This window comes from Sphingobium aromaticiconvertens (genome assembly GCF_037154075.1).
GTDB lineage: Bacteria > Pseudomonadota > Alphaproteobacteria > Sphingomonadales > Sphingomonadaceae > Sphingobium > Sphingobium aromaticiconvertens.
The window spans coordinates 1,140,938-1,166,112 of record NZ_JBANRJ010000001.1 but is presented as its reverse complement, the minus strand read 5'-3'; the positions used below and the strand labels follow the sequence as shown (position 1 = coordinate 1,166,112).

The 25,175-nt window shown below is 61.8% G+C and carries 19 protein-coding genes and 2 pseudogenes; 10 read left to right on the top strand and 11 right to left on the bottom strand.

Annotated elements, in window-relative coordinates; all coding sequences use genetic code 11:
• The first annotated feature begins 4 nt into the window (after nucleotides 1-4).
• The 6 genes and pseudogenes from bufA2 (at nucleotide 5) to WFR25_RS05625 (ending at nucleotide 5,110) form a co-directional block, all read left to right on the top strand.
• A complete protein-coding gene (bufA2, locus tag WFR25_RS05650; protein ID WP_336969370.1) occupies nucleotides 5-277 on the top strand; it encodes a BufA2 family periplasmic bufferin-type metallophore in 273 nt (90 codons plus the stop codon).
• Nucleotides 278-339: 62 nt separating this feature from the next.
• Nucleotides 340-1,170 carry an MNIO family bufferin maturase gene (gene bufB, locus WFR25_RS05645; RefSeq protein ID WP_336969368.1) on the top strand — a complete coding sequence of 277 codons (831 nt, stop codon included), beginning with the start codon at nucleotides 340-342 and terminating at the stop codon, nucleotides 1,168-1,170.
• Nucleotides 1,167-1,931, top strand: a complete 765-nt coding sequence (locus tag WFR25_RS05640; protein WP_336969365.1) for an HvfC/BufC N-terminal domain-containing protein — start codon at nucleotides 1,167-1,169, stop codon at nucleotides 1,929-1,931. The genes bufB and WFR25_RS05640 overlap by 4 nt, the downstream gene beginning before the upstream one ends.
• A 292-nt stretch (nucleotides 1,932-2,223) precedes the next feature.
• Nucleotides 2,224-2,541 (top strand): annotated as a pseudogene (locus WFR25_RS05635) (tyrosine-type recombinase/integrase); the annotation flags it as partial.
• Between the two features lie 4 nt (nucleotides 2,542-2,545).
• Nucleotides 2,546-3,752 (top strand): annotated as a pseudogene (locus WFR25_RS05630) (IS91 family transposase).
• 704 nt (nucleotides 3,753-4,456) lie between these two features.
• On the top strand, nucleotides 4,457-5,110 hold the full coding sequence (locus WFR25_RS05625) for a Crp/Fnr family transcriptional regulator (protein WP_336969363.1): 654 nt from the start codon (nucleotides 4,457-4,459) through the stop codon (nucleotides 5,108-5,110).
• Nucleotides 5,111-5,129: 19 nt separating this feature from the next.
• On the opposite strand, the gene WFR25_RS05620 is transcribed toward WFR25_RS05625, so the two are convergent.
• Genes WFR25_RS05620 through WFR25_RS05610 form a run of 3 tightly spaced genes read right to left on the bottom strand, consistent with a single transcriptional unit; the run spans nucleotide 5,130 to nucleotide 8,706 of the window.
• Nucleotides 5,130-6,605 carry a TRAFs-binding domain-containing protein gene (locus WFR25_RS05620; protein ID WP_336969362.1) on the bottom strand — a complete coding sequence of 492 codons (1,476 nt, stop codon included), beginning with the start codon at nucleotides 6,603-6,605 and terminating at the stop codon, nucleotides 5,130-5,132.
• Between the two features lie 26 nt (nucleotides 6,606-6,631).
• A complete protein-coding gene (locus tag WFR25_RS05615; RefSeq protein WP_336969359.1) occupies nucleotides 6,632-7,111 on the bottom strand; it encodes a nucleotide synthetase in 480 nt (159 codons plus the stop codon).
• A gap of 11 nt (nucleotides 7,112-7,122) precedes the next feature.
• On the bottom strand, nucleotides 7,123-8,706 hold the full coding sequence (locus WFR25_RS05610; protein ID WP_336969356.1) for a toll/interleukin-1 receptor domain-containing protein: 1,584 nt from the start codon (nucleotides 8,704-8,706) through the stop codon (nucleotides 7,123-7,125).
• Nucleotides 8,707-9,001: 295 nt separating this feature from the next.
• Here WFR25_RS05610 and WFR25_RS05605 point away from each other — a divergent pair, with 295 nt between their 5' ends.
• Nucleotides 9,002-10,831, top strand: coding sequence for a DUF885 domain-containing protein (locus WFR25_RS05605; protein WP_336969354.1), 1,830 nt, complete (start codon nucleotides 9,002-9,004; stop codon nucleotides 10,829-10,831).
• Nucleotides 10,832-11,494: 663 nt separating this feature from the next.
• Here the strand turns inward: WFR25_RS05605 and WFR25_RS05600 are convergent.
• Nucleotides 11,495-12,433 (bottom strand): DUF6538 domain-containing protein, encoded by a 939-nt coding sequence (locus tag WFR25_RS05600; protein ID WP_336969352.1) that lies wholly within the window; start codon nucleotides 12,431-12,433, stop codon nucleotides 11,495-11,497.
• 735 nt (nucleotides 12,434-13,168) lie between these two features.
• Between WFR25_RS05600 and WFR25_RS05595 the strand changes: the two genes are divergently transcribed.
• On the top strand, nucleotides 13,169-13,462 hold the full coding sequence (locus tag WFR25_RS05595) for a helix-turn-helix domain-containing protein (protein ID WP_013848070.1): 294 nt from the start codon (nucleotides 13,169-13,171) through the stop codon (nucleotides 13,460-13,462).
• Nucleotides 13,459-14,730, top strand: a complete 1,272-nt coding sequence (locus WFR25_RS05590) for a type II toxin-antitoxin system HipA family toxin (RefSeq protein ID WP_336969346.1) — start codon at nucleotides 13,459-13,461, stop codon at nucleotides 14,728-14,730. The genes WFR25_RS05595 and WFR25_RS05590 overlap by 4 nt, the downstream gene beginning before the upstream one ends.
• A gap of 280 nt (nucleotides 14,731-15,010) precedes the next feature.
• On the opposite strand, the gene WFR25_RS05585 is transcribed toward WFR25_RS05590, so the two are convergent.
• Nucleotides 15,011-15,757 carry a type IV toxin-antitoxin system AbiEi family antitoxin domain-containing protein gene (locus WFR25_RS05585; RefSeq protein WP_336969342.1) on the bottom strand — a complete coding sequence of 249 codons (747 nt, stop codon included), beginning with the start codon at nucleotides 15,755-15,757 and terminating at the stop codon, nucleotides 15,011-15,013.
• 509 nt (nucleotides 15,758-16,266) lie between these two features.
• On the opposite strand from WFR25_RS05585, the gene WFR25_RS05580 reads away from it, so the two are divergent.
• Nucleotides 16,267-18,813 carry an ATP-binding domain-containing protein gene (locus WFR25_RS05580; RefSeq protein WP_336969340.1) on the top strand — a complete coding sequence of 849 codons (2,547 nt, stop codon included), beginning with the start codon at nucleotides 16,267-16,269 and terminating at the stop codon, nucleotides 18,811-18,813.
• 56 nt (nucleotides 18,814-18,869) lie between these two features.
• On the opposite strand, the gene WFR25_RS05575 is transcribed toward WFR25_RS05580, so the two are convergent.
• From WFR25_RS05575 to WFR25_RS05550, 6 genes are all read right to left on the bottom strand, one after another.
• Entirely contained in the window at nucleotides 18,870-19,106 is a 237-nt protein-coding gene (locus WFR25_RS05575) for a helix-turn-helix domain-containing protein (protein WP_336969337.1), read from the bottom strand.
• A gap of 25 nt (nucleotides 19,107-19,131) precedes the next feature.
• Nucleotides 19,132-19,554 (bottom strand): hypothetical protein, encoded by a 423-nt coding sequence (locus WFR25_RS05570; RefSeq protein WP_336969335.1) that lies wholly within the window; start codon nucleotides 19,552-19,554, stop codon nucleotides 19,132-19,134.
• Between the two features lie 29 nt (nucleotides 19,555-19,583).
• On the bottom strand, nucleotides 19,584-20,450 hold the full coding sequence (locus WFR25_RS05565) for a hypothetical protein (protein ID WP_336969333.1): 867 nt from the start codon (nucleotides 20,448-20,450) through the stop codon (nucleotides 19,584-19,586).
• Nucleotides 20,444-23,380 (bottom strand): TonB-dependent receptor domain-containing protein, encoded by a 2,937-nt coding sequence (locus WFR25_RS05560; protein ID WP_336969330.1) that lies wholly within the window; start codon nucleotides 23,378-23,380, stop codon nucleotides 20,444-20,446. The genes WFR25_RS05565 and WFR25_RS05560 overlap by 7 nt, the downstream gene beginning before the upstream one ends.
• 76 nt (nucleotides 23,381-23,456) lie before the next feature.
• A complete protein-coding gene (locus WFR25_RS05555) occupies nucleotides 23,457-24,479 on the bottom strand; it encodes a FecR family protein (RefSeq protein WP_336969329.1) in 1,023 nt (340 codons plus the stop codon).
• The gene (locus WFR25_RS05550) at nucleotides 24,476-25,063 is read right to left on the bottom strand and encodes an RNA polymerase sigma factor (RefSeq protein ID WP_336969326.1); all 588 of its coding nucleotides are present in this window, start codon (nucleotides 25,061-25,063) and stop codon (nucleotides 24,476-24,478) included. Before WFR25_RS05550 ends, WFR25_RS05555 begins: the two co-directional genes overlap by 4 nt.
• Nucleotides 25,064-25,175: the final 112 nt, after the last annotated feature.

The following is a 25,175-nucleotide window of genomic DNA, read 5'->3' as shown; positions in this document are numbered from 1 at the left end:
TATAATGACCACGTTCAGCACCGGTCTCAGCATGGCCGGCTCCGCCGCCGTCATTGCCATGGTCGCGGCCGCAGCCCCGTCCGCTGCCATCGCCGAAGGCGCTTCGGACGCCAAGACCATCCATTGCTACGGGATCAACAGCTGCAAGGGCACGTCCGACTGCAAAACCGCCAAGAACGAGTGCAAGGGCCAGAATGCCTGCAAGGGGCAGGGTTTCAAGGCCATGACCAGCAAGGCCTGCACGGCGGCCGGCGGCAGCTTGACCGAAGCGAAGTGAAGGTGAGCGGCCCGGCGTTCCAATAGCGCCGGGCCGCATGCCCGCATTAAGGAGCCAACCCGATGACCCCGTCACTCGCCGGTTTCGGCCTCGGCCTGCGCAAGCCGCATTATGCCGCGTTCCTCGAACATCGTGTCGCGGTCGATTTCCTCGAGGTCATCTCGGAAAATTTCATGGTCGACGGCGGGCGGCCGCGACAGATTCTGCGCGACATCCGCGCACGTTACCCCGTCGCGCTGCACGGCGTGTCGATGTCGATCGGATCGGCTGACGGCCTGGACGGCGCCTATCTGGCGCGGCTGCGGACCCTGGTTGACGAGATCGAGCCGCTGTTCGTCTCCGATCATCTGAGCTGGTCGCGGATCGAGGGGTTCAGTTCGCACGATCTGTTGCCGCTGCCCTATACGAACGAGGCGCTGGATATCGTCTGCGCCAATATCGGCCACGCGCAGGATGCGCTTGGCCGGGCGATACTGATCGAGAACCCTTCCACCTATATCGACTTTGCGCCTGCAGACATGACCGAATGGGATTTCCTGGATGCCATGTGCCGGCGGACCGGCTGCAGCCTCTTGCTCGACGTCAACAATGTGTTCGTCAGCGCGACGAACCATGGCTTTGACCCCATCGCGTATCTGGACAGCCTGCCATATGAGCGGGTGCGGCAAATCCACCTCGCAGGACATAGTCAAGGAGAAGACATGCTGATCGACACGCATGACCGGCGCGTACCGTCATCGGTCTGGGATCTTTATGCCCACGTCCTACCTCGGCTGGGGCCGGTCGCCACGATGATCGAGCGCGACGACGACATCCCACCGCTAGGTGATCTTCTTGGCGAACTTGATACGGCCCGGCAGATCTCCGTAGACGCGATGTCGGAGGCAGCATGAGCCTGCTCGCCATGCAGCGAGACATGCGCAACTGGCTCACACAGGAGGACGCCGAAGGAGCCGACCGCTTGGGTGCCGCCGCGGCGCCGGGTCTGCGTATATACCAGAACAACTATCGCGCTTCGCTCGTCGCCTGCCTGGAGGCGAGTTTCGCTAGGACGCAGGCCTGGATCGGCGGCGAGGCGTTCCTGGCTGCCGCCGCGACCCATATCGATCGCGTTTCGCCGAGCAGCTGGACACTCGACGCCTATGCGCGGGACTTTCCCGATACCCTGGCCGTGCTTTACCCGGACGATCGGGAAATCGTCGAACTGGCAAAGATGGAGCTTGCGCTTGAGGACGTGTTCATAGGTGCCGATGCAGCCGCACTGACGGTCTCCGACATGATCGACGTGGACTGGGACGACGCAATTCTACGTTTCGGTCCGACGCTGCAAGTCATACCGTCAGGGACCAACGCAGCCGAGATATGGTCGGCACTGGCGACCGGGGAAAAGCCCCCACCAGCGAGGTCGCTCGACCATCCTGAAGCGATATTGATATGGCGACAGGACCAGCAGCCGCGCCTCCGGACGATCGACCAGATCGAGGGTCAGGCATTGATGCGGATGCGCGCAGGCCTGACCTTTGGCAACTTGTGCATCGAAACTGCAAGGGCTCTTGGCCAGCAAGAGGGCATCGAGCGAGCCGGGCAATGGCTTGGTCGTTGGATCAGCGAAGGCCTGATCATTACAATCGAAAATTCTGTCCCTAATCGGTAGATGCGGTGCAGCACGGCGGCACTGTCCCGACAGTTTGAAGCGCCAGAGGCAGCGAGCGTCTCAATCGGCTCCGGTCGGCGCCTCGGGCGCCGACTTCAATCCCGGACCGTTGCTGTGGCAAGCCATCTTGACATCCGATTGACTTGGCGAATGACCGTTCGTGACAAGAGCGGTAGTTCGTCGCCGCTGGCTCGAAAGGCAGCAAAGTCGAAGGGTTTCGGGCGCCGGCAGGCGTACCAAAGTCTCACATGTACGACCCGCGGGGCCTCAGGCGATAGGCTATGGGGCAGGCCTGCGTGCCGACGGCTGGCTATTCCCCGGCCAGCATTATCTCAAGCCGATGAGTTCATCTGCATCGCGTTGTCGTCGAAGCCGCACAGGTGGCCGGCATCGGCAAGCGGGTGGGGCCGCACACCTTGCGGCACTGTTTTGCCACCCATCTGCTGGAAGAAGGGGTGATGTTCGGGTCATACAGGCGCTGCTGGGCCACGCGAACCTGAGTACGACGGCCTTCTACACCAAGGTTGCGACCCGAACGGCGCGCGCCGTCATCAGTCCGCTCGACCGGCTGGCAATGCTCGCTCCGAAACAGGCGGCGCCCGACGGCTGAGCCGTTGCGCTCGTCACTTGAGGTCGCCGACATCTTCCGCACTGCTGGTCCCGCCTATCGGGATATCCATGCCGGGCATCTGAGCTACATCCAGCTCAAGGTCATGACGGCGATCGAGAACTGTCGCACCGCTGCCCTTGGCGGTCACGTCGAAGCCTGCGAAGACTGTGGGCACTGGCGGATCGCCTATAACAGCTGTGGCAATCGGCACTGCCCGAAATGCCAGGGCGCCGCCGCGCGTACCTGGCTGGCAGAGCGTAAGGCGGACCTGTTGCCGGTCGGCTACTTCCACGTGGTCTTCACCCTGCCGGTAGAGGTCGCCGATATCGCGTTCCAGAACAAGGCGGTCGTCTATGATCTGCTGTTCCGCACGGCCTCGGAGACGATGCTGACGATCGCGGCCGATCCGAAGCATCTTGGCGCCCGCATCGGCATCACGGCTGTACTTCACACATGGGGATCGGCCATGACACATCATCCGCATGTTCACATGATCGTGCCGGGCGGTGGTATTGCGCTTGCGCTGGACGGAACGCGATGGATCTCCTCGCGCCCCGCCTTTCTCTTTCCGGTGCGGGTTCTGGGCGCACTGTTCCGCCGTCTCTTCCTCGCCCGGCTGATCCAGTTGCACCGCACCGGCAAGCTCGCCTTCTTCGGATCCATGGCCGGCCTTGCCGATAAGCGGGCCTTCCTGCGTCATCTGGCACCGGTCAGAAAGAAGCGCTGGGTGGTCTATGCCAAGCCGCCCTTCTCCGGTCCCGAGGCCGTACTGGCCTATCTCTCGCGCTACACTCATCGGGTCGCCATCTCGAACCGGCGCCTGGTCGCGTTCGACCGTCAGGACGTTACGTTCCGTTATAAAGATTACCGGCGCGCCAGCGACGAACGGCAGAGCATCATAACGATCAGCGCCGACGAATTTATCCGCCGCCTCCTGCTTCACGTCCTGCCACGCGGCTTCCACCGCATCCGCCACTATGGCCTGCTCGCCAGTTCCTCGCGCAAAACCAGTCTTGCGCGTGCCCGCGAACTGCTCGACGTCGTCCCGCCAACACCCGAGGAGGGCGAACCGGAAAGTCCTGTCGACCTGCGTCCACCCTGGTGGGCGCATGATCATCATCGAGGCCTTCGAGCACTGGCGACAGCCCCGGCCGCCGCCGTTCTCTGCATTGCCGACCCGGGAGGTCGCGCCATGGCCCGGCATGGCATGACAGTAACGATGCTCGTGGGCATCTTGCTCCGGGGCAGCGGCGCCCTTGTGCCGCCTCCCAATCCCGTGCTCTTGTCGATGCTGTTTGCAGGTGACTCTCGCCGAAACAAGTATCGAAGCCGGCAGCAATATCGCCCGTCTGCATTGAACGCCGCCGGCTTCATAACCGACCAATGGCTCCTCAGGACCGTCCGAAAAGCGAAATCCTCATAGACCTTTGCCAAGCCCCGCGGGTCGTACATGTCAGGCTTTCGTACGCTTGCCGGCGCCCGAAACCCATAGACTTGCAGATTGTCCGCTCCGAGGGGGCGGGCGTGAAAAGCGGACATACTTTGGAACTAAACTGTTGTGCAGGTTTCGGATTGGGAAAGTACGCAAGACTCCGTTCGCTCATGGCATAATCCACCTTCAGATGTGCTATTTGCAGCTATTCGAAGGCTATTATTCACAGACAAAGAGAGGGCCGCACCTCACCTATGAAAAAAGGCCCGGACACCAATGCATCCGGGCCAGGAAAAGGCTGCTTGTTAAGAAGCGGCCTTCGGGTCGCAAGTCTTTAATAGCGGACCGCATTCACCTTGCGCGTGACCAAGATCACGGACCTCAAAAAACCAGATGCGTGTTGCCTATTCCGCATAACTGCCAGAATCGGCTATGCCGGCTGCAGAGGACGGTTGGCGACTGATCCGGCAAGGGGCAGTATCATTGAATTTCGAAGAGAAAATTGATGCGATCGGTGCCATTTTTCGATGCGACAGTCGATCAGCGGAATTGCTCAGCCACATTCTGATACCTCAGCACGTCGCTGCAAAGCAGATATTGGCCCATCAAGGGGAACCGTCGCACCACTGTTGGCTGGTGATTGATGGCGGGGTAAGAATCGAAGCGTTTAGAATGGATGGTCAGCGCCAGCAGCTCGCCCAGCATGGACCAGGCGAGTTTTTCGGTGCCTATCCCGTCCCGACAACCCATCGCGCCGAGACATGCGCGCTTGTCGATACGTATTTGCTCCGCGCGGAAACGACCATAATCGCCGCACTTGTTTCCACAGAGGCCCAGATCGGCGCTGGCATGGCCCGGCTGCTTGCCCGGCAGCTTGACCGGGCACTTGACCGGATGGTGGCTCGCACAACCTACAGTGCGGCGGGGCGTGTCTATGCTGAGTTGCTGGCGCTGGCAGATGGACGTGACCATATCGCGCCGCCGCCGCGGGTGACCACTTTGGCTCTGAGTGCGAACACTACCAGGGAAACGGCATCTCGGGCTATCGCGGCATTAATCCGGCGCGGGATTGTCAGCCGGGATGACGATGCGCTGACAGTTCATGCTCCACGTATGCTACTCGAACTGATTTGCTGAAGCGGCATAGGGTCGTCAATTAGGTTAAGGAAGGCAAGCAAAACAGGCCAATCGGGAAATCACCAAGCGGCGTAACAATCTCACCAGCAGTTTCGAAACCATGATGTGGCGCATATAAGTCGATTGCCGCGATTTGAGGCCAGGGCGCGCAAATACTGCCTTGTGGTGCGGCCTGCGCTAACAACGTCGCCAGTTTGCCCCACTCCTCGACGCCCTCCCTCGGCGACACGACGCGATAATTAAGCCCCAATCGGCTATCTGGCGTCGCCCGTAGAATCGCGACGGCCAAATCCATGGCCGCCGTCAAGTCATCCACTTGCAGGATCGAAAAACCATCGGTGGTTATTTCCGACTTCCGAACGGACGAACCAGGACCGGCAGAAAAAGGATCGGGCGAGGCCAAGATTGCTTTGCTGATTGCAACCTCCATATCCTGCCCGCTCGGTGGTAACGATTCTTCTAGGATCAGGTCTTGAAACGGCAGGCCCTGTTCGCGCCATATAATCTCAGGTGGCGTCGGCACGTCGGACCCCCGGCCGATATGTAGCGCGATAGCATGGGTCGCCAATGTGCGGGCACGACGCAGGGCCAGGCCCATGGCGGTTTCCGAACCCTGCAAGATCGCGGCTTTGGATAAATACGGAATTCGATCGAGCGTTTCGACGATGTGGGCAGTGTCGATCAGACGGTCGAACCGTTCGGCCCATTGAACGCCAAATTGCGCGACAGATGTTGCCCGAAAAATATCAATGGTCGTCGGCAGAACGACATGAAGTTGAGCGCCCCTTGCCATCGCCATTTCGGCAATCACAATGTCGGCGCCAGCCGCCAGCGCTCCGAAAACCACTCCAGGCCGGATTTCATCCAGCGCGGCTCCAAGCATTTGCAGTGTACTTGCCTCATCGTTCGGTAGCCCGATGATTCCGCTAAAATAAAGGCTGGGGGGTGGGCATAGATGATCGAAGATTCCGGCTGGCTCACCCATCCGATCCAGTATTTGCTTGAGCTGCTGGAGCGTCGCCGCATGGTCTTCCCACGCGTCCGGGGCAGTACCGACTGCCTGTTCGAGCGCCGCCCGACTGGCATCTATATTGCCCAGAAGAAGCTGTGCTTCTGCCGATGTCGCGCCAAGCCAATAGCGTGTTTCTGGCTCATGCTCGCGGCTCTCCAGCAGGGATAGAACCCGCTCGGCGAGCAGGCGGGCATGATCGTTCTTGCCATTGAGAAACGCGATCGTCGCCGCATTGATCAAAGGATATGTGGCGCGGCGATCTCCAGCGGAACGCAAATAGGCATCTTGCGCCTCTCCAAGGAGCGAGTTCCGTTCTGGATTACCACTGCGAAGCGCCCGGTCCTTCAACAGCTTGCCCTTGAGACTCAGCGCATCGGACGCCTCCGATGCAACAAGACCTGCGCCCTCGAACATGCGCCAGGCGCGGAGCGTGTCTCCTGCGCGCGCGATTTGCCTGATTTGGGCCAGTATAGGAAGATTCATGACATCATCGCTCGGTAAAGCCGAAATCAGTTAGCCTTGGGCGGCGGATTTTTAATATCGGGATCGATGGACAGCGTAATCCAATGCGGCTCTCCGCACTCAGATAGTTGCAAAAGATCGACATTGATGTTGAACCGATGACGCGTGCCATATCTGCCACCCTGGTTATAGCGCGCCCGAAAACGAACGATCTTGTAGCGGTCCAACTTCTCATCATAGCCATCATATTCCAGGCCGCCATAGAAGGAAGACAGAGCTTCCTTGGTCGTGATAGCATCGAGTTCATTTGAGAAATAGACCTGATCCCCCAGCAGCGCCACCTCCACCACCGTATCTTGCGTGATGGCGATATAGTTCCGGTCGGGCGCATCGGGCTGCTCGTATCGCAGGACGATCTTCCCGTCTTCGGCTTTCAGAATGACGTTGAAGCGTATCGGTTTTTCGCACGTGATGTCGAGGGGCGGTAGTGGCGCTAATGCATATTGCTTATAATTCCATGCCGACATGATAATTCCCCTTAACGGTCTAAAGGTTGTTCGAGCTTTTTCTGCCAAAGGCGCCAGTCATTATTTTCCGGGTCCGACACGATCAACTTGTCCACATCGCGACGCGCTTCCTCTCTAAGCCGCTCCGCGCGCTCCGTCCTACCCAATGCATAGAGTAATTGTGACACGGAATAGCGCGCAAGCATCCAGTCCTGCAAATAACTCGCATTTTTCGGATCGTCTCTGAGCAGAGCCTGGATGATCGTGGCTTGGCGGGTTCGCTCGCGCAGGGCATCCGCATCCCGCCCATGCACGCGCAGGGCATCTGCCATCCAAGCATGACGGTTGGCAATGTCTGCATCTAGGCTTTGGTCATCCGGGACCATCCGGCCCACCCGTTCCATCGTGGCCAGCGCGTTGCGACATTCATTGAGATGTGCAGGCGGTCCGCGGCGCGATACCGCGATAGTGCAGATATTCCCCTGCGCATAGCCCAGTTCCCGCCAATAGGCCTGATTGTCCGGAACCAATTGGACAAGACGGTTCGCCAAGGCCCGATAAGCCGTAAAACGCGGCAAAGCGGTATCGTAGCGAGAGCGTATGAAATCGACGTAACCAAGCCAGAACTCGCTCTGGGCATGGGCGAACAGGCGCGTTGGATCGCGGGGGGCGGCCGCAAGAAGGGCGCCGGTCACGCGATGGGCTTCGAGGAATTTCCCTAGGGCGCCAGCCACATCGCCACGTCTGTGATCATCTTCACCCATTGCATGGAGAATACGGGCGCGCCTGTCCAGCGAATCGGCAGACAGGGTCTTCAGATCCGACTGATCAGCATAATAAGCGAGCGCCCGCTTGTTGACCGTTTGCAGAATATCCAGTCGGCCCACGCCTTGCAGCTTCTGCCTGAGGTCGGTCAACATGAACTCGATCAGCCCTTCTGCCTGTTGCCGCTGATCTTCCGCCTCGTTCCGCGCACGTATGACGAAGATCAGCATGAGGGCCATGGATAGCGCCAAAAGGAAGGTGGCGAGCGTGACGGCAATCACGCGCCGCAATTGGCGTTGCGCTTCCCGTTGGATGATCTGATCCAGCGCCACGCCGGTCAGACCCGCAACGATCTTTAGCCGGGCCAGCTTCGCGCCGTCGTGCTCCGGGCGAAAATCCGCCGCGATCGGCTCATGTTTCGCACCCTTCGCGTCCGGCTGGAGCAGCGCTGTGGGAAAGCTGTCGGCGGGGTCGCCTGTCAGCAAGGCCGCGATAACTGGGCGATCGGGATGCAGAGTGCGAAATAAGGCGATTTCGGCATCGACCCATCGAGATGCCTTGGCGGACGGCGAACAGAGGACGAGCAATACGTCCGACGCGGACAATGCCCGCCGAACCTCTCTGTCGAGACTGGATGCCGCTGGCAGTTCGGCGCGGTCCCGAAAGATCGGGTTCAATCGACGCGGAACCACCCCCAAGGGCGATACGGAACCGACCAGATGTGAAGGGATGCGATAAGCCTCCAGCCATCGATGCAACCGTCGCGCGGCGTGCTCATCAGCATGGCTGTAGCTGAGAAACGCCCGATATGTGCGTCCCTCCCCGGATGCGTCGGTGACTGCCTTCGCCATCAGCCCAGCTGAATATCCATCTGCTTGTCCCCTCCCCAGAACTTGAAGCCTAGTCTAGTTCATTGTGGCATTGTCAGGCCATGGCGTCGATCACAAGATTTTGCTTCGGTGATCGGATTCGGAAGCTTTGGATGAGGAACGAGCGCGTGATCTCTGCGTATTTGGGACGGACGGCTGAAATATAAAGCTACACGATCCTTGGGCGCTCGCCGCGCACATGCGCACCAACCCGGCCCGTTGTACACATGTACAGAAGTCGCTAACGTGCGCGCCATCCCTGCAAAAGGAGCCATGCATGATCGTCAGCCGCAGAAATTTTATCCTGTCTTCGACCGCTGCATCAGCCCTTGCAGGTATGGGGTGGCCAGCCTTTGCCGCAATCAATCCAAAGCTCGCAACCATGCTCGACGCGATCGTCGATGATGAATTAGCCATATCGCCCGAGCAGTTGAGTTATCTGGGCATGGACAGCGGCAATCGCGCCTCAGCCCGTACAAAACTTGACGATAGATCAGTAAAGGCGCGCGCCAGGACTTTTACCAACATCGCTAAATATCAGAAGATGCTCGCCAGCGTCGATCGCGCATCCCTGCAGGGGCATGATGTGCTGCTTTACGATTCGGTCGCCTATGAACTGGTGAATGGCGCAGCCGGTGCACGCTTTTCCTATGGTAGCGTCGGCACTTTCGGCGGCGGTTCACCTTATGTCATTAGCCAGCAGGATGGTGCCTATCAAAGCATCCCTGAATTTCTCGACTCGGTACACCGGATAGAAGTCAGTGCAGACGCAGAAGCCTATCTGTCCCGCCTCGCGGCCTTTGCGGTTGTATTGGATCAGGAAACCGAACAGTTTCGGCATGATGTGGCGGCAGGGGTGTTGCCCCCCGACTTCGTGCTCGACACGGCGCTCGCCCAGATGAAGGGGCTGCGCGCTACCCCGGCGGCACAATTGCGTATGGTCGCCTCGATCACGCGTCGCACCCAAGAGAAAGGCATCGCCGGAGATTGGAGCGCACGCGCGACCAAAATCGTCAGCGGCACCGTCTATCCTGCGCTAGATCGCCAACTTGCTGCTGTTACCGCTGCACGCGCCAAGGCTACAAGCGATGCTGGTGTATGGAAGCTGCCGCAGGGCGAAGCCTATTATAGCTGGGGGCTACAATATGCTACGAGTACAGACCTGACGCCTGAACAGGTCCACCAGATGGGGATCGACCAGGGCCGCGAGTTGGACGGCCATATGGATGCGGTGCTCAAGACCCAGGGCCTGACGCAGGGCACGATCGGCGAGCGGCTGGCAGCCCTCAGTAAAGATTCCCGGCAACTCTTCCCCAACACCGACGCAGGCAAGGGGGACGCGGTCGCTTATGTTCAGAGCAAAATCTCGGAACTGCGCGCGATGTTGCCGCAAATTTCGAAAATGCAGCTAAAGGCCGACATCCAGGTAAAGCGAGTGCCACCTGACATCGAGGCGGGCGCAGCGTTGGGTTATATGAACTTCGCGTCGCTCGACGGCAAGCGGCCGGCCATCTACTATATCAACCTTCAGGACACAGGAAATTGGCCAAAATTCACCATTCCGTCGCTTTCGGCGCATGAAGGCCTGCCGGGGCATGCATGGCAAGGCGCCTATGTTGCCGAGCATCGCGATGACGTGCCGCTGATCAGCTCGATCATGGGGTTCAATGCCTATACCGAAGGATGGGCGCTCTATGCGGAGCAGTTGGTCGACGAACTGGGCTTTTACAAGAACGACCCCTTCGGTCAGCTCGGCATGTACCAAGCGATGCGCTTCCGTGCGTCTCGCCTGGTGGTCGATACCGGCCTCCACACCAAGAAATGGTCGCGCAATCAGGCGATCGACTATCTCGCATCAAGCACCGGTCGCGCGAGGGTAGCATGCACCAGCGAAATTGACCGCTACTGTGCATCGCCCGCGCAGGCCTGCGGTTATAAAGTCGGGCACAGCGAAATTGTGCGTTTACGCGAAAAGGCCAAGGCGGAACTGGGGCCAAAGTTCGACATACGCGACTTTAATGATGCGGTGATCCAGACCGGCGCGGCACCGCTTGTTGTTCTTTCGACCGGTATCGAGGATTACATTGCGAAGCAGAAGTTGGGCTGAAACTTGTTTTAGGCTTGCGCTGAAGCTCATGGCGAAACTGACTATCTTAATTCATCCATATGAGTCCGGCTTGGAGTCCGAATGAATGACCGGTTCCGAAACCTGGAATTTGCCCTAGAACGGCAAATGGTCGGCAGGCGACGCCAGGCGAACGGCAGCTATCCCAGCACCCTCTCTCAGGACCGGACATTCGCCTATGCCCGGACCGGCAGACTTGCTCGTTCGGGAACAGGATGCCGTGAACCCCGCGAATGTCGGCTCTTGGCTGCTTGCGGAATGTCAGGTCCGGAAAGGCGAGTGCAGGAAAGCTGCCCCTTCGATGAGGCTTTTGACCAGGCGGCTAGGCGCCGTTCGTACGCCGCTGCGGCGATGTCGGCTTATGCCAAAACCAGCTCCGTCATTGGGCATTGTCGGATTTAGTCCCGTTGCTGATCGCCACGATGATCCGCCGTGGGATGATGATGCGGAAAGTCGAAACTCCGTCGGCCATGGCGTAGGTGGTCTCGCCGCCATGCGCGCGCAATCGCGTGAACGACTGCCAGTCCTAAACCGGAGCTCTGGACACCCGCTTTTTCCCTGGAAAAAATAAGCAAGCGAAACGCGTCTTGAGCGAACGCTTCCGACATGCCGGGCTCGCCGCCGCTTTCGCCGGTATAGGAGGGGTCAAGCGCGATCGCCGCAAAACCGCGCTCTGCCATCGTCTGGGCGTATATCCGTGGCATCAAGCTGGCAGATTTCGCCCAATCGCGCGCCGGTGAACAAAGCGATGAGCGACACCCAGAACCGCGCATTGCGTGGGCGCTGGGTGCCAACCTTATTATATCCGCGCGCGCCATCGACGCAGCCGCGATAAAGAGGCGCGTTGAAGATCGCATGAAGCTGGTCGCGGTCGAACGGTGAGCGCTTGTCCTGCTTGTTGATGGGATCGGGCAGGCGCAGCCCTCGTGCCGGGTTGCGGGCGAGCAGTTCCTCGTTGACTGCCCAGTTGAGGAAGCTGCTCATATTCGACATCAGCGAGTTGGCATTCGCCGCGCTGATCACCTTGATGTCGCCGCGCAGGCGGGCGCGATCCGTCGCCTCGCGCGGCGAGAGCTTCGGAAACAGCTTTCCCGCGTTGGCGGGCAGGAAGCGCAGCACATCGAGCATATCGCGACAATGCGCACGCGAGATCGATGCGACGGGGACCGCCTCACCGATCAGGGCAACGGCCAGCTTCCGGCTCGTCTCATACGCCTCCCGCCTGTTGGCGGTCCATGCGCGTGTCGGATCGTCGATGTAGTTGCGATACGCTTCAGCCAGCGTGAGTGGGGTGTCGAGTTGGCCGCGTTCAGTGGCCAGCGACACGACGGGGATCGAAATCCTATCGTCGGCTAGATCGTCGTCCAACGGTCGGATGAGCATCGCATCGACTGGCAAGCCCGCCATTGCGCGGACATGCTCAATCTCCATTTCGATCCGGGCCATCACTCCCGGTAATCGACGCATGGCAACGGCAAGGCTGTCGGTGCGCAGCGAGCGCCAGATTTCGAGCCGATTCAGCAGACGCTGAGCGTCCACCGGGATCGAGTGCCGATAGTAGAGTTTTTGCCCCCGTCGAAGCACGCCGCGAGGCAAATCCCGTAGCAGCTTACCGTAGCAAACACAGCCCTCAACAGGCACGATTTTCCGGGATTTTCGGCCTGACGATGGGCCATTTTCCCGTAGCAGTTTGGAGTAGCAGATGCTCTCTGGGGACCGTTTTCTGGACGATCCCCAAGAGATTTCAAGCACTTGAGAAGTGCTGGTGCCAGAAGAGGACTCGAAAACGGCATATTTATTATTATAATTCAATATTTTACTGTGGTTGTCATCTGTCGATACCATAATCGATACCCTGGGACTTTTTGCTTCGGAGGTTCGAGTCCCTCGACGGAAAATTCCGACCTAAAAACAGATCAATCAGGCCAATGATTCGGATGGTACGATTCCGACCTCTCAAACACGAAAACCTAATTTTCGCGCAGCACGATAAACCTAAAATCTGCGCATCCCGAAGCGCTCGACCCAGCGTATCGCGCGCTAGGGTGAGGAGCCAACGCTGTCCGAAATACGACTGCAAATTTCGGACAGATTATGAGCCGCCAGACCCTAAGATGGGCATTTTTCAGCGCCTCGTCGCCACCAGCGCCTCGTTCTCTTCCCTCCTGAACTGGCAGACGTCATCCAGAGCGTGATATGTTTACATATCTCATTCAGCTTATATGATATGGAAAGGGATCATTCAAATTTGACGTGCCGGCCGAAGTAAGATATGTAGACGCTTCATGTGATTTCATTTTGAATCGTATGGGGATCATTATGGGCGCTATATCTGAAACCCTGCGCGAACTCGGCGAACTCCTGCGGCAGGCGAGGCTGGCCGCCGGATTGACGCAAGAGCAGGTGGCCGATCTGGCTGGCATATCCCGTCCACGCTATCGCGATATCGAAACGGGCATTGCTGCAGCGCGCGCCACGACGCTCATGAATGTCTCTCGTGCGCTCGGGCTGGAGATGATGCTGGTGCCGCAAGCGATGGTCCCCGCCGTCCGGGCGTTGATGCGTCCGCATGACGACGACGACTTGCCCGCCTTTGTTTCACAACCCGATTGAAGACGAACGTCATGGCTCAAACTCCTCACACACCTCAGGCGATCCAGTCCCTCGACGTGTTCCTGAATGCGCTGAAGGTCGGTGTGATCGTCAGGACGCCGGGCGACTTCAACGCGTTCAGCTTTGACGAGGCGTATCGGGCGACGGGCGGTTTGCCGATCCTCAGCCTGTCCTTCCGCGCGGCTACCGGGGGCTTGCGCAAGGATCCCAAGCCGGTGAGCGGGGCATTGCCGGCCTTCTTTGCGAACCTGCTGCCAGAGGACAAGCTGCGCGAGGCGATGGAAAAGCATCATGCAGGCGCCGTCCGTCCGGGCAATGATTTCGACCTGTTGGCGGCGCTCGGCGCGGATCTGCCGGGGGCCGTCCGGGTTCTACCCAGTGACGGTACGAAGGTAACGCCGCAGGACAGTGCAAAGGGAAAGCCGAAGGCGCGTTTTTCGCTCGCGGGCGTGCAGATGAAGCTTTCGGTGATGAAGAACACCGGCAAGGGGGGCGGACTGACGCTTCCGCTCGATGACGGCCAGGGGCAATATATCGCGAAGTTCCCCTCCACGGCATTTCCTGGTGTGTCCGAGAACGAGTTTGCCAATCTCGCCTTGGCGGCCGCGATCGGCATGGACGTGCCCGAGCGCGAACTGGTCGAGAAATCCGATTTTGAAGGCATTCCGGAAGATTTCGACACACTGTCGGAAGGTAAGGTTCTTCTCGTCAGGCGTTTTGACCGTGGCCCACAGGGTGAGAGAATCCACATCGAGGACTTCGCCCAGGTGTTTGGCGTCTATCCCTCCCGTAAATATGAGGGGGCGGCCTATCACGATGTGGCCGCCGCCGTGAACGCGGCCATATCCCCCGCCGCCGCGCTCGAATTCGTGCGCCGGCTCGCGCTGGCGGTGGTGACCGGTAATGGCGACATGCACCTGAAAAACTGGTCGCTGATCTATCGTGGAGACGGCGGCACGCCCGCGCTCACGCCGATCTACGACGTGTTATCGACCATCCCATACATTCCCTCAGACAGCATGGCGCTGTCGCTTGGTGGCGAACGGTCGTTCAAGGCGCTATCGGCGCCTCGCTGGAAATCCTTCGCGAACCGTGCGAGGCTGCCCGAGCCAGCGGTTCTCCAAGCCGTGGTAGAGACGGTTGCCCTCGTCAACGAGCGTTGGTGGCAGTTACCAGAACGCCGCATCGTGCCCGCGACGGTGCTGGAGCGTATCGACGCCCATGTGAAAGCGATGACGCCGATCCTGAACTCCTGCGCGGAAAAATGAACCGCACCGTTCCGAGGATCAGGCCAGGCGGCAGCCCATAGTCGTCGGCAAACGGTTGCAGACGCGCACCAGAAGTTACCCAGTGATTGGGCATGCAAGACCAAGCAGGTTGGCCCTCTTATTTAAGCAACTGGCTCCTGGCTTAATTAGCAAACAGATTAAGGTAAGCCGGCTTAAATAAGAGAGACGAGGGGGCGATGCACAGGCGTGAGTGCGAGACCGGCTCCGCCATCACCAACGGCAAGATGTCGAGGAGCAGCCGAAACTGGCGCGATAAGGCTCAACCATGATCGACCAACTCCTTGGGTAGCAGCAGCCGATATTTCGCGACATAGCGTCCATTTTGCACGAGGCTGCGGTCGCCCACCCCGAGATCGATCCGATCAAGGTCGAGATGGTGCATGACCGGCAGATCGGCGCGCTCCGCAAGGTAGAGGAACAGCCTGCGCACCTTGATCGAGGCGCATTGCTCCAGCAGGCTCTGCATGAGTTCTGGCCGTATCAAGGTCATGCTCTCCATGATCAACCCGGCCTCGACGAGGCCGAATATCTTCGGCGCGAGATGCAGCAGTTCCAGCGCGGCGCGTTCCGCAGTGGAAGTCCTCAAGGCAAATCCCTCGGGCGTTGCCTGCTCGATCACGCCCAAGTCCGGCGGGAGGAGCTTCGTCTGGACGTGGCGGACCTCATCGCCCCAATGGGTTCTGAACCAGAGCGGCAGCGCGACGTTGAGCGGCGAAAGCAGACAGGCCCGCGTGGCAGTGAACCGCACATAATGGTTGTTGCCCCACATCTCGAGCGCGGTCAGCGCCCCCACATGGACAGGCAACCGCAATTGGGACTGCAGGCCGTGCAGCGCGCCTCGCCAGGTCACCGCCTCCTTCGGACGCTTGAAGGCGCCCCGGCCGAGCGACATCAGCCAACGCGATGAAGTGTAATTCTGAAGATCCTGCGGCGTTATGCCGAGGGTCTTGAGATAGGCAGTGGTCGCGACGCTGCGGGGCTCCCAAGCATCGAGCAGAGACCTCAATTTTTCTGATCGTAATGAACTCATGGTATATTTATGGCGTAATTTTCGATGCGTCCAAGCGAAAGTTCGCCCGCGCATTTAGCCGGCCGGGCTCCGCATCATCCGGCTTTGACGAGAAACCGATACCTGCCGAACGACGCGCGCCCCTTCCCACCTCCGGGCCTATGCCGATAAATGGGCCAAATCATTAGCTCTGGGCCAGCAACGGTCGACTGGTGGTGCGTGCCGGATGGCGGATTTGCAGCAGCATCTCATAAAAGCATTGGTCATTCGATGCTTGCGTCACGGCACTTAGACAATAGGCTCCATGTTATCGTGGCGGGCAATCGGCAACCGGGGGATGGATGGAAGTCAATGACAGCGATCGTGAGCACCTTGGCGAGGTAGCCCGCGAAGTCCTGGGCGCTTTCGAGCGCATTGCCGGATCTGCCGATCACTGGCTGGCAACGCGCAGGCCAGTCGGCCCGGAAGCCCTCGCTTTCGCCAACAGCCTCAACGATACCAAGGCAGTGGGCGCGCTCGGGAGCGTCGACCAGGAACGGCGGGAGGCGTGTGAGCGACTCAGTCGGGAGCCGGCGATCGCGCGGATCGTCACCACCAGCGAAGATGGCGAACGATATGTCTTCTACATCTCGAGCGTGGCGCCGCAGGATGCGAGCCTCGGCGGCGCGCGGCTGGCCAGCTACAAGTCACCCGCCGGCCGGCTCGCCGTGCTTCCCCTTGGCGACGGGATCGAACTCGGGACGCCGAATGGCGTCCAGTTCCTCGAAGTGGTCGAGGCGGCAGCTCTCGATCCTCGCCGTATCGAGGACGGTTGGGACGGCATCGAGACAAAGGTGCGCAACGCCAGCACCGCGCCACGGTCGCTCACCATCGACTCGCTGCGCCGTTTCCTTGCGGGAGAAACCTTCGACGCGGACAGCGATGACGCCGTCGAGCGGCTGCTGGCCGAAGAGGCCATGGACGATGCGATCCGGGTCGCGCGCCAGCGGCGAACAATCGAAAAGGCAAGCCTGCGCGACACCCGCCTGCTCGATCTCTACCAAGACGCGATCTTCCGCCTGCCCATAGACAGTCGGCTCGCGATCATGGGGCCGCCAGGCACTGGCAAGACCACGACCCTCATCGTCCGCCTGGGACAGAAGATCCGACCGGAATATCTCGACGCGCGCGAACAGGCACTGCTCGACGCGCAAGGCGTTTCGACCAATCACGCCCTGAGCTGGTTGATGTTCACGCCGACCGACCTCCTCAAGCAATATGTCCGCAGCGCTTTCGGCCGTCACCAGATTCCGGCGCCGGACGATCGGATCGTCACTTGGGACAATGAGCGTCTGCGACTAGCGCGGAATGTCTTCGGGCTTCTGCGCGCCGGCTCGGGTTCCGGTTTCATCATGCCTCCAGACGCCCCAACGCTGTTGCCAGCCACGCTGGCCGACCAGATCGCGTGGCACGACGATTTCGATGCCTGGCAGGCCAATACCTTCTGGACGGAGCTGGCCGGGGCGGCGGCGCGGCTCGCAGCGAACGCCGATCCTGGCATATCGTCGCTCGGTTCGCGCCTCGCCGCGGCGATCGAGCGCGCTCCCGGCACTCCTCTCGCAAGCGTTTTGCTGGCGATCGCTGGGTTTGAGGAAGAGACGCGCGCGCTCGTCGATCGCCTGCGAACCGAGAGCGACCAGCGTATCCGGCGCGCCCTCAACCTTCAGGTCAACAGCGATCGAGGCTTCCTAGATGCCTTGGCCGCGGTCCTCGACGGGTTGTCGGACGCGGCGGAGCTGGCTGCGGGAACTGACGACGACGACGATGTCGACGCGGACGAGGAAGACGACGACGAGCCGACCGCGCCGCGCATCGGTAGGGCCGCCGCCATAGCTGCGTTTGGACGGACGCTGCGAACCCAGGCCCGGGCGCGGGCGCGGGGCCGCCGGACGCTCCGTGGCCGTACCGCCCGGATCACCGAATGGCTTGGTGATCGGGGGCTTCCCGACGATGCATTGCTCGAACTTGGTCGCAGTCTGATCGTGCAGGCGGACACGCGACGGATGATCTCGCCGGCACGGGCCTACTTCCAGCGGATAGGACGGCGCTATCGGCAATTTCGTCGGGAGCGCCGGGCGGAGAACCGCTGGTACAGTGGCGCGACGCAGGTGGTTCATACGGCCGAGGTAGACCTGATGCTGCTGGCGATCTTACGGCCGGCCCGCGCGCTGCTCGCTGACGCGCGCATCGCACCCGTGACAGGTTCGGCTCCATTCTCCTGGCTCGCGACCGTCGCGAGCGAGTTCCGAAATCAGGTCATGGTGGACGAAGCGACGGACTTTTCGCCGCTCCAGCTTGGCTGTATGGCAGCGCTCGCCAATCCCGCCTTCGACTCGATCTTCCTTTGTGGCGATTTCAACCAGCGGCTGACCATATGGGGCAGCCGAACCGAGCACGACCTGTTGTGGGCGCTGCCGGCAGTCGAAATCCAGAATGTTGCCATCTCCTATCGCCAAAGCCGACAGCTCCACGACCTCTCAGTCGCCCTTCTGGAGGCCACCGGCTCGCCATTCGCGCCGACATCACTCCCGCCGGATATCGACAACGAAGGCGTCGATCCGGTCTTGGGAATGAACCTGGACAGTGACGGAGCTCTTGCTGAATGGCTCGACCAGCGGCTGATCGAGATTGAAGGGCACTCCGGCGGACGCGGACTGCCTTCGATTGCGGTGCTCGTTAACGACGAGGCGCGGGTCCGCCCGCTTGCCGAGCGCCTCGACGCGCGGCTCATGCTGCGCAATCTGCGCGCCACGGCCTGCATTGAGGGCCGCATGATCGGTGAACAGAGCGAAGTGCGCGTGTTCGATGTCCAGCATATCAAGGGGTTGGAATTCGAGGCTGTGTTCTTTGTCGACGTCGACGAGTTGCAGCGCGTGCGTCCCGAGCTCTTCGAACGCTACCTGTACGTCGGTACAACGCGAGCGGCGACCTATTTGGGCATCACCTGCGCAGCCGGCGAATTACCTGCAAGCGTCCAAGCCTTGGAATCGCGTTTCATTCGAGATTGGACCTAACCGGTCTTGGTCGAGTCCCGCCTCAGAATTGACCGGGCGCGTGAAACGGGCAAGGTCTAGCCGCCCAAGAGCTTCGTCAGGCAGCGATACGGGATGAATGTCGACCTGCCGATCTTGACGGTCTCGATCTCGCCGGACTTGATTAACTCGTAAAGCGTCGATCGGGGGATGCCCGTGAGCTTCACTGCCGTGGAGACCCGCACGCTGATCGGCTCAGTCGGCAATGTCTCCAGAGCGGCGAGGGCTTCCTGCCTCGCCTGTCTGCGTTCTTCGATGGTCGGCGATCTCGTCATGGCCGCGATCGCAGGCAGTTGAGCGTCATTGCGCGATCCTTCGTGCCAACCAGCCCTCGACATCGCCTTGTCGCCGCGCGAGATCGAGCGGCGGCAGGGCGGATGCGAAGCGCGAGACGCCCGATCCGTCGAAGCTATCGACGCCGGCCGCCGCGCACAGGCGGATGCGCCGCGCACTATTGACCCGTCCGACATGGCAGACCGCGCCGTGCGCGTGCGCAAGGCGCGCCCACTGGGCCATGGTCGCCAGCTTCCAGCGCGTGTCACCGCCGACGAAGATCCCCACTCTTGGGTCAAGCAGGCCGCGGACATGCTCAGGCTTCATGCCGTTCTGGACTGCGATCAGGAAGGTCGCGCCAGACAGTGTGCGACGCCGCCGAAGCCTGTCGAGCCAACCACGCGTGAATTGCAGCGAGGCGAGACCGCCCATGACGATGTCGGGCACCACGATCCAGTCGGCATCCGGTCCAAGCCGCGCTACGGCCCTCTCGAACGCGGCGACATGAAAGGGCTCGCCACGCTGGAATGATGTCCATGCGCCGTTGTCGAGCGCATATCGCCCGATGCGACGCGCGCAATGATCAGCCGCCCGTCGAGCTTGTCGAAATAGTCCAGGCGGGGCGCGAGCCGCGCCTTCTCCGCCGCGTCCGCGTCCCGGGCAATTCCCGAGACAATGTCCACCGCCCGGACATGCGGCGCCTGGTCGGCGAGCAGGCCGCCATGGCCGAACCAGAACCCCTTCAGCCGTTCGGTGGCCTGGCGCCCGTCGATGCGCCCGCCGCGATAGAGCGGGCGCGAGGGGTCGACGCTGGCATCGATCAGGACGCCCCGATCATATTCCTCGTGTTCGGCCTGGACGATATCGTCGCGCGAAGCCCCGACCCGGTAGGTGATCGTGCGGCCGTCGACCCCCAGCATCATGTCGATGACGTTGCCGGCCTCGCGGGTGATGCGGGCAACCCCCGAGCCATCGGCCGCCGCGCGCCAGACCTGCACCTCGCCGTCGATCACGGCGCGATATAGGATGAAGCGCGAATCCGCCGACCACACCGGCGGCTCGGACAGCAGCGTGCCGTTGAGCCAGTTGCCTTCGCCGGCGTCCGCGAGCCGGCGCGGCGGCGCGCTGCCATCCACCGGGACGACGAACCAGGCGAGATCATGCGCATTCCGCTCGATCGACACGCTCTCCTCGCGGAACGCCACCGTCCGGCCGTCAGGCGAGAGGGCGACGCTGGACAGGTCAGTCAGTTCGATCATCTCGCGCATAGATGGCGTGCGCTGGGCGTGGGCGACGCCGGCAAGGGCAAGCAGCACGAACAGGAGCAACAGCCGCCGCTTCACCATGACTTCACCAGCTGGAAGGCGATCATGCGTCCGACGGGGCTGGCATTTTCGGGGTCGAAGCCCGACGCCGAGAAGGGCGTGCGGTTATTGACGTAGGGCGGTGACGAATCGAACAGGTTGGTGACGCTGAGCGCCAGCCTGGCGCCGTGCAGCGGTCCGCGATCCCCGCCGAGTTCGTAGCCGAGCTGAAGATCGAGCGTCGTCCAGCTCTGCACGCGCTCGACCGGGGCGACGCCGTTGTTCAGATAGCCGTTGACGAAGTTGAGATAGGCGGCGGCACTCGCCTTTCCGAGCGTGGCCGCGGCGCGACCCCGCAGCCGCAGGTCGATTGGATTGCCGATGGTCGATACGACATCGGCGACATCGGACGTTGCGGTGATCTGCTGCTTGAGGGTGAACAGCCAGGTGCCGCTCACCCCGAGTTCGAAGCTGCGGTCCTTCTCGCCACCGCGATATCCGATATCGAAATCCAGCCCGCGCTCAGTCGTCCGCGACAGGTTGGCGTTGCGTCCGTCGATCAGCACCGTCACGGCCGAGACGGGAATCCCGTAAGGGTTGACGAAGGTCGGGTCCGCATAGAGCGCGGTCGTAGCGGCGGCAGGATTGTCGGTGATCAGCGACTGGAACCGGCTGCGCTGCGACAGAAACGAGAAAAGCTCGGCGGCGACATTGCTGATGCGGTCACGATAGGAAATATCGAAATAGGTGGCACTGACCGAGAGGCCGGGCAGGCCTGCCGGGCGGAAGTCGAACCCCGCGGTCCAGGTCCGCGCCTTTTCCGGGCCGATATCGGGGCGGTTGCCGAACAGCGCCACCACATTGCTGTTCCCGGTCGGCGACGCGGGATCGGGCAGCGGCAGCGGGATGATCTGATTGAGGCCGGGACCATGGCGAATGTCGCTGAAGCTCGGCGCCCGAAAGGACGTGCCGAACGTGCTGCGCAGCGTCAGCGCTGGCACGGGCGTCCAGCTCAGCCCGAGACGCGGATTGGCAGTCGTCCCGACATCGCTGTAGCGTTCGATCCGCCCGGCGACCGAGAGGTCGAGCCGGTCGATGCCCGGGATATCCTGTTCCGGACCGATCAAGGGCGCCAGCAATTCGGCATAGCCGGCGACGACCGAGCGGCCGAGCGGGAAGCCCGCCGACCCTGCATCCACCGGTCCCGGCGTGAACTCGTCGTCGGCTGAAGAATAGCCATACCATTCGTGCCGATATTCGCCGCCGATCGCCATCCGGACATCGCCGGCCGGGAGCGCGAACAGCGGGCCTTCGAACTTCAGCGTTGTCGACCATTGCCGGGAACGGCCGGTCTGGACGAAACCGCCACGGACGCGGTCGATCGTGGCGGGGTTGGTGACTGAGCCATCCCCGAGCAAATTGTAGGCGGTCGCCGGATCGGGATCGGCGAGCGCGACCGCCAGCCGATAATAATTGGGGACGTTGATCGTGGTCTGCCGTTCGCGCTGCTCGCCATAGGCGCCGTGGAATTCGGCGGACCAGCGGCCAAGCGATGCGTCGAGTGACGCCGCGCCCGCCCAGTTGGTCACATGGGCGTTGAGCGTCGGCGAGCCGAGGTCGGGCCGGAAGTCATAATGGACGGTGATCGGCTGTCCCGTGCCGAGCGGGTCGACATAGAAGGGATTGTCGGGCGTGACGACGACCCCGCCATAGTTGCTGGGAAAATAGCGCGCCGAGGATCGCCGGTCGGCGAAGAAACCCTGGGCGCGGAACTTGAAGATGCCGCCCAGATCCTGCTCGACCGCGGCATAGGCCGAGTGCCGATCCAGCTCGGGCAGGATATCAGTCCCTTGGCGCCCGTCGGCGAGGTTGGCGGCGCCCGCCACGAGGTCGCCGACCGTGAGGCCGGTTCCGTTCTGGCCGCGCGGGACGCCGAACACCTGCCCGTTGGCAGTGACGATCGTCGCCGGGTTGGCATAGTCCTGCCGATAGTCGGGACCGCCATAGGCGCGGAGATCCTCGGTCGCGTAGCGGCGGTCGTCAGCGCCCAGCCGCCCCCGGCGGTAATATTCATAGCCGGCGATGAACCGGCCGCCCGTCCAATGGAATCCGCCCAATTGGCTTGCCTGCACCTCGTCGAAACCGTCGGCAAAGCCGTAGCGTAGCCGGGTTTCGGCGCCGTCGAGGTCGCGACGCAGCCGGACATTGACCACACCTGCGACGGCGTCAGAGCCGTAGATCGCCGAGGCGCCGTCGGCGAGGATCTCGATCCGGTCGATCACGCTCGACGGGATAAGGGTCAGGTCGACAAAGCTGCCTGCGCCGCCGCCGAGCGGGGGACGGTTGCCGTCGATTAGGGTGAGCGTCGAGGTGGTGCCCAGCCCGCGCAGGTTGATGCCCGAGCCAAAGCCGAAATTGGTGCTGCTGTTGTTGCGCACCGAGAAGCCGACAGTACCTTCATTGGCGCCGCCGCCAAAATTCTGCGGGACAGCGGCGAGGAGTTGCTGTGTGGTCGAGTAGCCGCTGCGGTCGATCTCCTTACGGTCGACGGTCACGACATTTGACCCGACCGGCCCGGCACCCCGGATCCGCGTGCCGGTGACCAATATGTCCTGTTCGCTGTTCACGACTGCAGGACCCGCGGCCTTCTGCAAAGCGCGCACGACAAAACTGCCCCCGACCCGGTCGAACGACAGGCCGGACCCGTCGAGCAGTGCGGCGACGGCCTCCTCCGCCGAGAAGTCGCCGTCCAGCGCCGGCGCACGCTTCTCGTTCACAAGGTCCGCGGGCGCCGCGATGTTGCGCCCGGACGCGATGGCGACCGCGCGCAGCGACGCCGCGAGCGGCTGCGCCGGGAGATGATAGGTCTTCCGCCCGATCTCGCCGGCCATAGCGGGTGCGGTTCCAAGGACAAGAGCCGCCATGCTTGTCGAGATCGAGGCGGCAATCAACGCGTCACGCAATATTCCCATTGCAAGTTCCCCCTGCGACGCACGGACACGGCATCGCTTGGGGACCTCGACAACGCAGCGGCGGTTTACCCTGGGATTATTTTGAGGCCGCCGACGGGCGCCCGAGCAGGATGTTGCCCTGATCGTCGCGAGACAGGGAGAGATCGAACATCGCGGCCGCCATCCGGGCCAGGCCAAGGGGATCGCGCGCGGTGAAGGTGCCGCTGAACCGCAGCTCGCCAAGCGCGGGATCGGCAAGACCGATCTTCACGCCATTGTAGCGGTTGGTAGCCGCCGCGACCTCGGCAAGCGGCGTGTCGTCGAACGAGAGCATCCCCGATGTCCAGCGCGTCTCGGTGGCGCTGAGCGCCGTGGGCGAACCTGGTGCGGCCCGGCTTTCGATCGCCAGTCGCTGGCCGGGCTTGAGGAAGCGGCCCTTGCTGGCCAGTCCATTCGTATCAGCTGGGAGGCCGGTGACCTCGACCGAACCTCGCAGCAGCGACACCAGCACGCGCGCGCCCAGTCGTTCGACGTCGAAGAGCGTCCCGTGGGCAATGACCGTCCCGCTTCCGGCCATGACAATGAACGGGCGCGCCGGGTCATGCGCCACGTCAAACCGGGCGCGGCCCCGCTCGAGCGTCAGCCGGCGCTCGCCGGTCGTGTAGGCGATTTCGAGCAACGTGTCGGTATCGAGCGTCACGCGGGAACCATCGGCGAGCGTGACCGTCCGGATCTCGCCCGTCCGGCTTGCGACTTCGGTCGGGGCCGCCGGGCTGGTTCCGATCACGCCGAAGCGATGCAGTCCGACGCCTGAAAGCACGACCAGGATCATGGCGGCCGCTGCGGCAACGGCAATCCTCGGCCAGCGTCGGGCACCGGATGTTGCGGCCTGCCGTCGCGATGCTTCACCGATCGGTGTTCGGCCGGCCAGGGCCATGCGCTCCCAATTGCCGAGAACGTCATCATAGATTTCGGCATTGTGTGGGGAGGCCGTGTACCAGTCTTCGAACGCGGCGTGATATTCGGCGCCGTCAGGCCCGCGCAGACGGCCCAGCCAGGCAATCGCTTCGTCGCGCACGGCCTCATCCGTGCCAGCTTCCTTACCGACGTCGGGTGTCAACGGGACCTCAGCATGCGGTCGAGATGGGCGATTGCCTTTGTCATATGCCACTCGACGCCTTTTACGCTCAATCCGGTTTGCTTGGCGATCTCGTTATAGCTGTGACCGTCGACGCGATGGGCAAGGAAGATGCCGCGTGTCTTCGGCTTCAGTCGTATCAGCGCGTTCTGGAGCCGATCCAGCAGGTCGCGGGCCTCCAGTGCGGCGGTCATGTCAGGCCCGGCCAGGGATTCCTCCTCGACCGGGACATGCTGCGCAAGCGAGCGTTGCAGGGCCGATCGCGCCCGGTTCCGCAGCAGGTTGGTGGCAATCCGGTTCAAATAGGCTTCCGGTTGCTCGATTGTCCTGTCGGGGACGTTTGCCGCGTCGGCGAGCCTGGCAAAACTCTCCTGCATCAGGTCATCGACGTCCTGGCCGTGGGCGCGACGCGCGAAGTAGCGACGCAGGCCCGGCCCCTGCGTCCGGTAAAGGTCTTCGAGCGCCAGTACCGATCCAGCGGCGACACGATCGTCGGGCGGCAGTGGGTCGCCCTCGGCAATCCGCGCAGCCGACAAGGATGTCAAGGCGTCGGCGATCAGTCGCATCGGGCCTGTCCTTGCCCGATGCCGAAATGGCCGCGTCCGCGGCGAAATCTGGTCAGTCCATCTTCCATGCCTGGCTCGCCTCGTCATCCGAGGCAAAGCCGGCCGGAGCCGG

Excerpts from the sequence above, each read along its gene's own strand:
- bufA2 (WP_336969370.1), top strand. The coding sequence starts at position 5 with ATGACCACGTTCAGCACCGGTCTCAGCATGGCCGGCTCCGCCGCCGTC.
- bufB (WP_336969368.1), top strand. The coding sequence starts at position 340 with ATGACCCCGTCACTCGCCGGTTTCGGCCTCGGCCTGCGCAAGCCGCAT.
- WFR25_RS05640 (WP_336969365.1), top strand. The coding sequence starts at position 1,167 with ATGAGCCTGCTCGCCATGCAGCGAGACATGCGCAACTGGCTCACACAG.
- WFR25_RS05620 (WP_336969362.1), bottom strand. The coding sequence starts at position 6,605 with ATGAATCTTCCTATACTGGCCCAAATCAGGCAAATCGCGCGCGCAGGA.
- WFR25_RS05615 (WP_336969359.1), bottom strand. The coding sequence starts at position 7,111 with ATGTCGGCATGGAATTATAAGCAATATGCATTAGCGCCACTACCGCCC.
- WFR25_RS05610 (WP_336969356.1), bottom strand. The coding sequence starts at position 8,706 with ATGGCGAAGGCAGTCACCGACGCATCCGGGGAGGGACGCACATATCGG.
- WFR25_RS05605 (WP_336969354.1), top strand. The coding sequence starts at position 9,002 with ATGATCGTCAGCCGCAGAAATTTTATCCTGTCTTCGACCGCTGCATCA.
- WFR25_RS05595 (WP_013848070.1), top strand. The coding sequence starts at position 13,169 with ATGGGCGCTATATCTGAAACCCTGCGCGAACTCGGCGAACTCCTGCGG.
- WFR25_RS05575 (WP_336969337.1), bottom strand. The coding sequence starts at position 19,106 with ATGACGAGATCGCCGACCATCGAAGAACGCAGACAGGCGAGGCAGGAA.
- WFR25_RS05565 (WP_336969333.1), bottom strand. The coding sequence starts at position 20,450 with ATGGTGAAGCGGCGGCTGTTGCTCCTGTTCGTGCTGCTTGCCCTTGCC.
- WFR25_RS05560 (WP_336969330.1), bottom strand. The coding sequence starts at position 23,380 with ATGGGAATATTGCGTGACGCGTTGATTGCCGCCTCGATCTCGACAAGC.
- WFR25_RS05550 (WP_336969326.1), bottom strand. The coding sequence starts at position 25,063 with ATGCGACTGATCGCCGACGCCTTGACATCCTTGTCGGCTGCGCGGATT.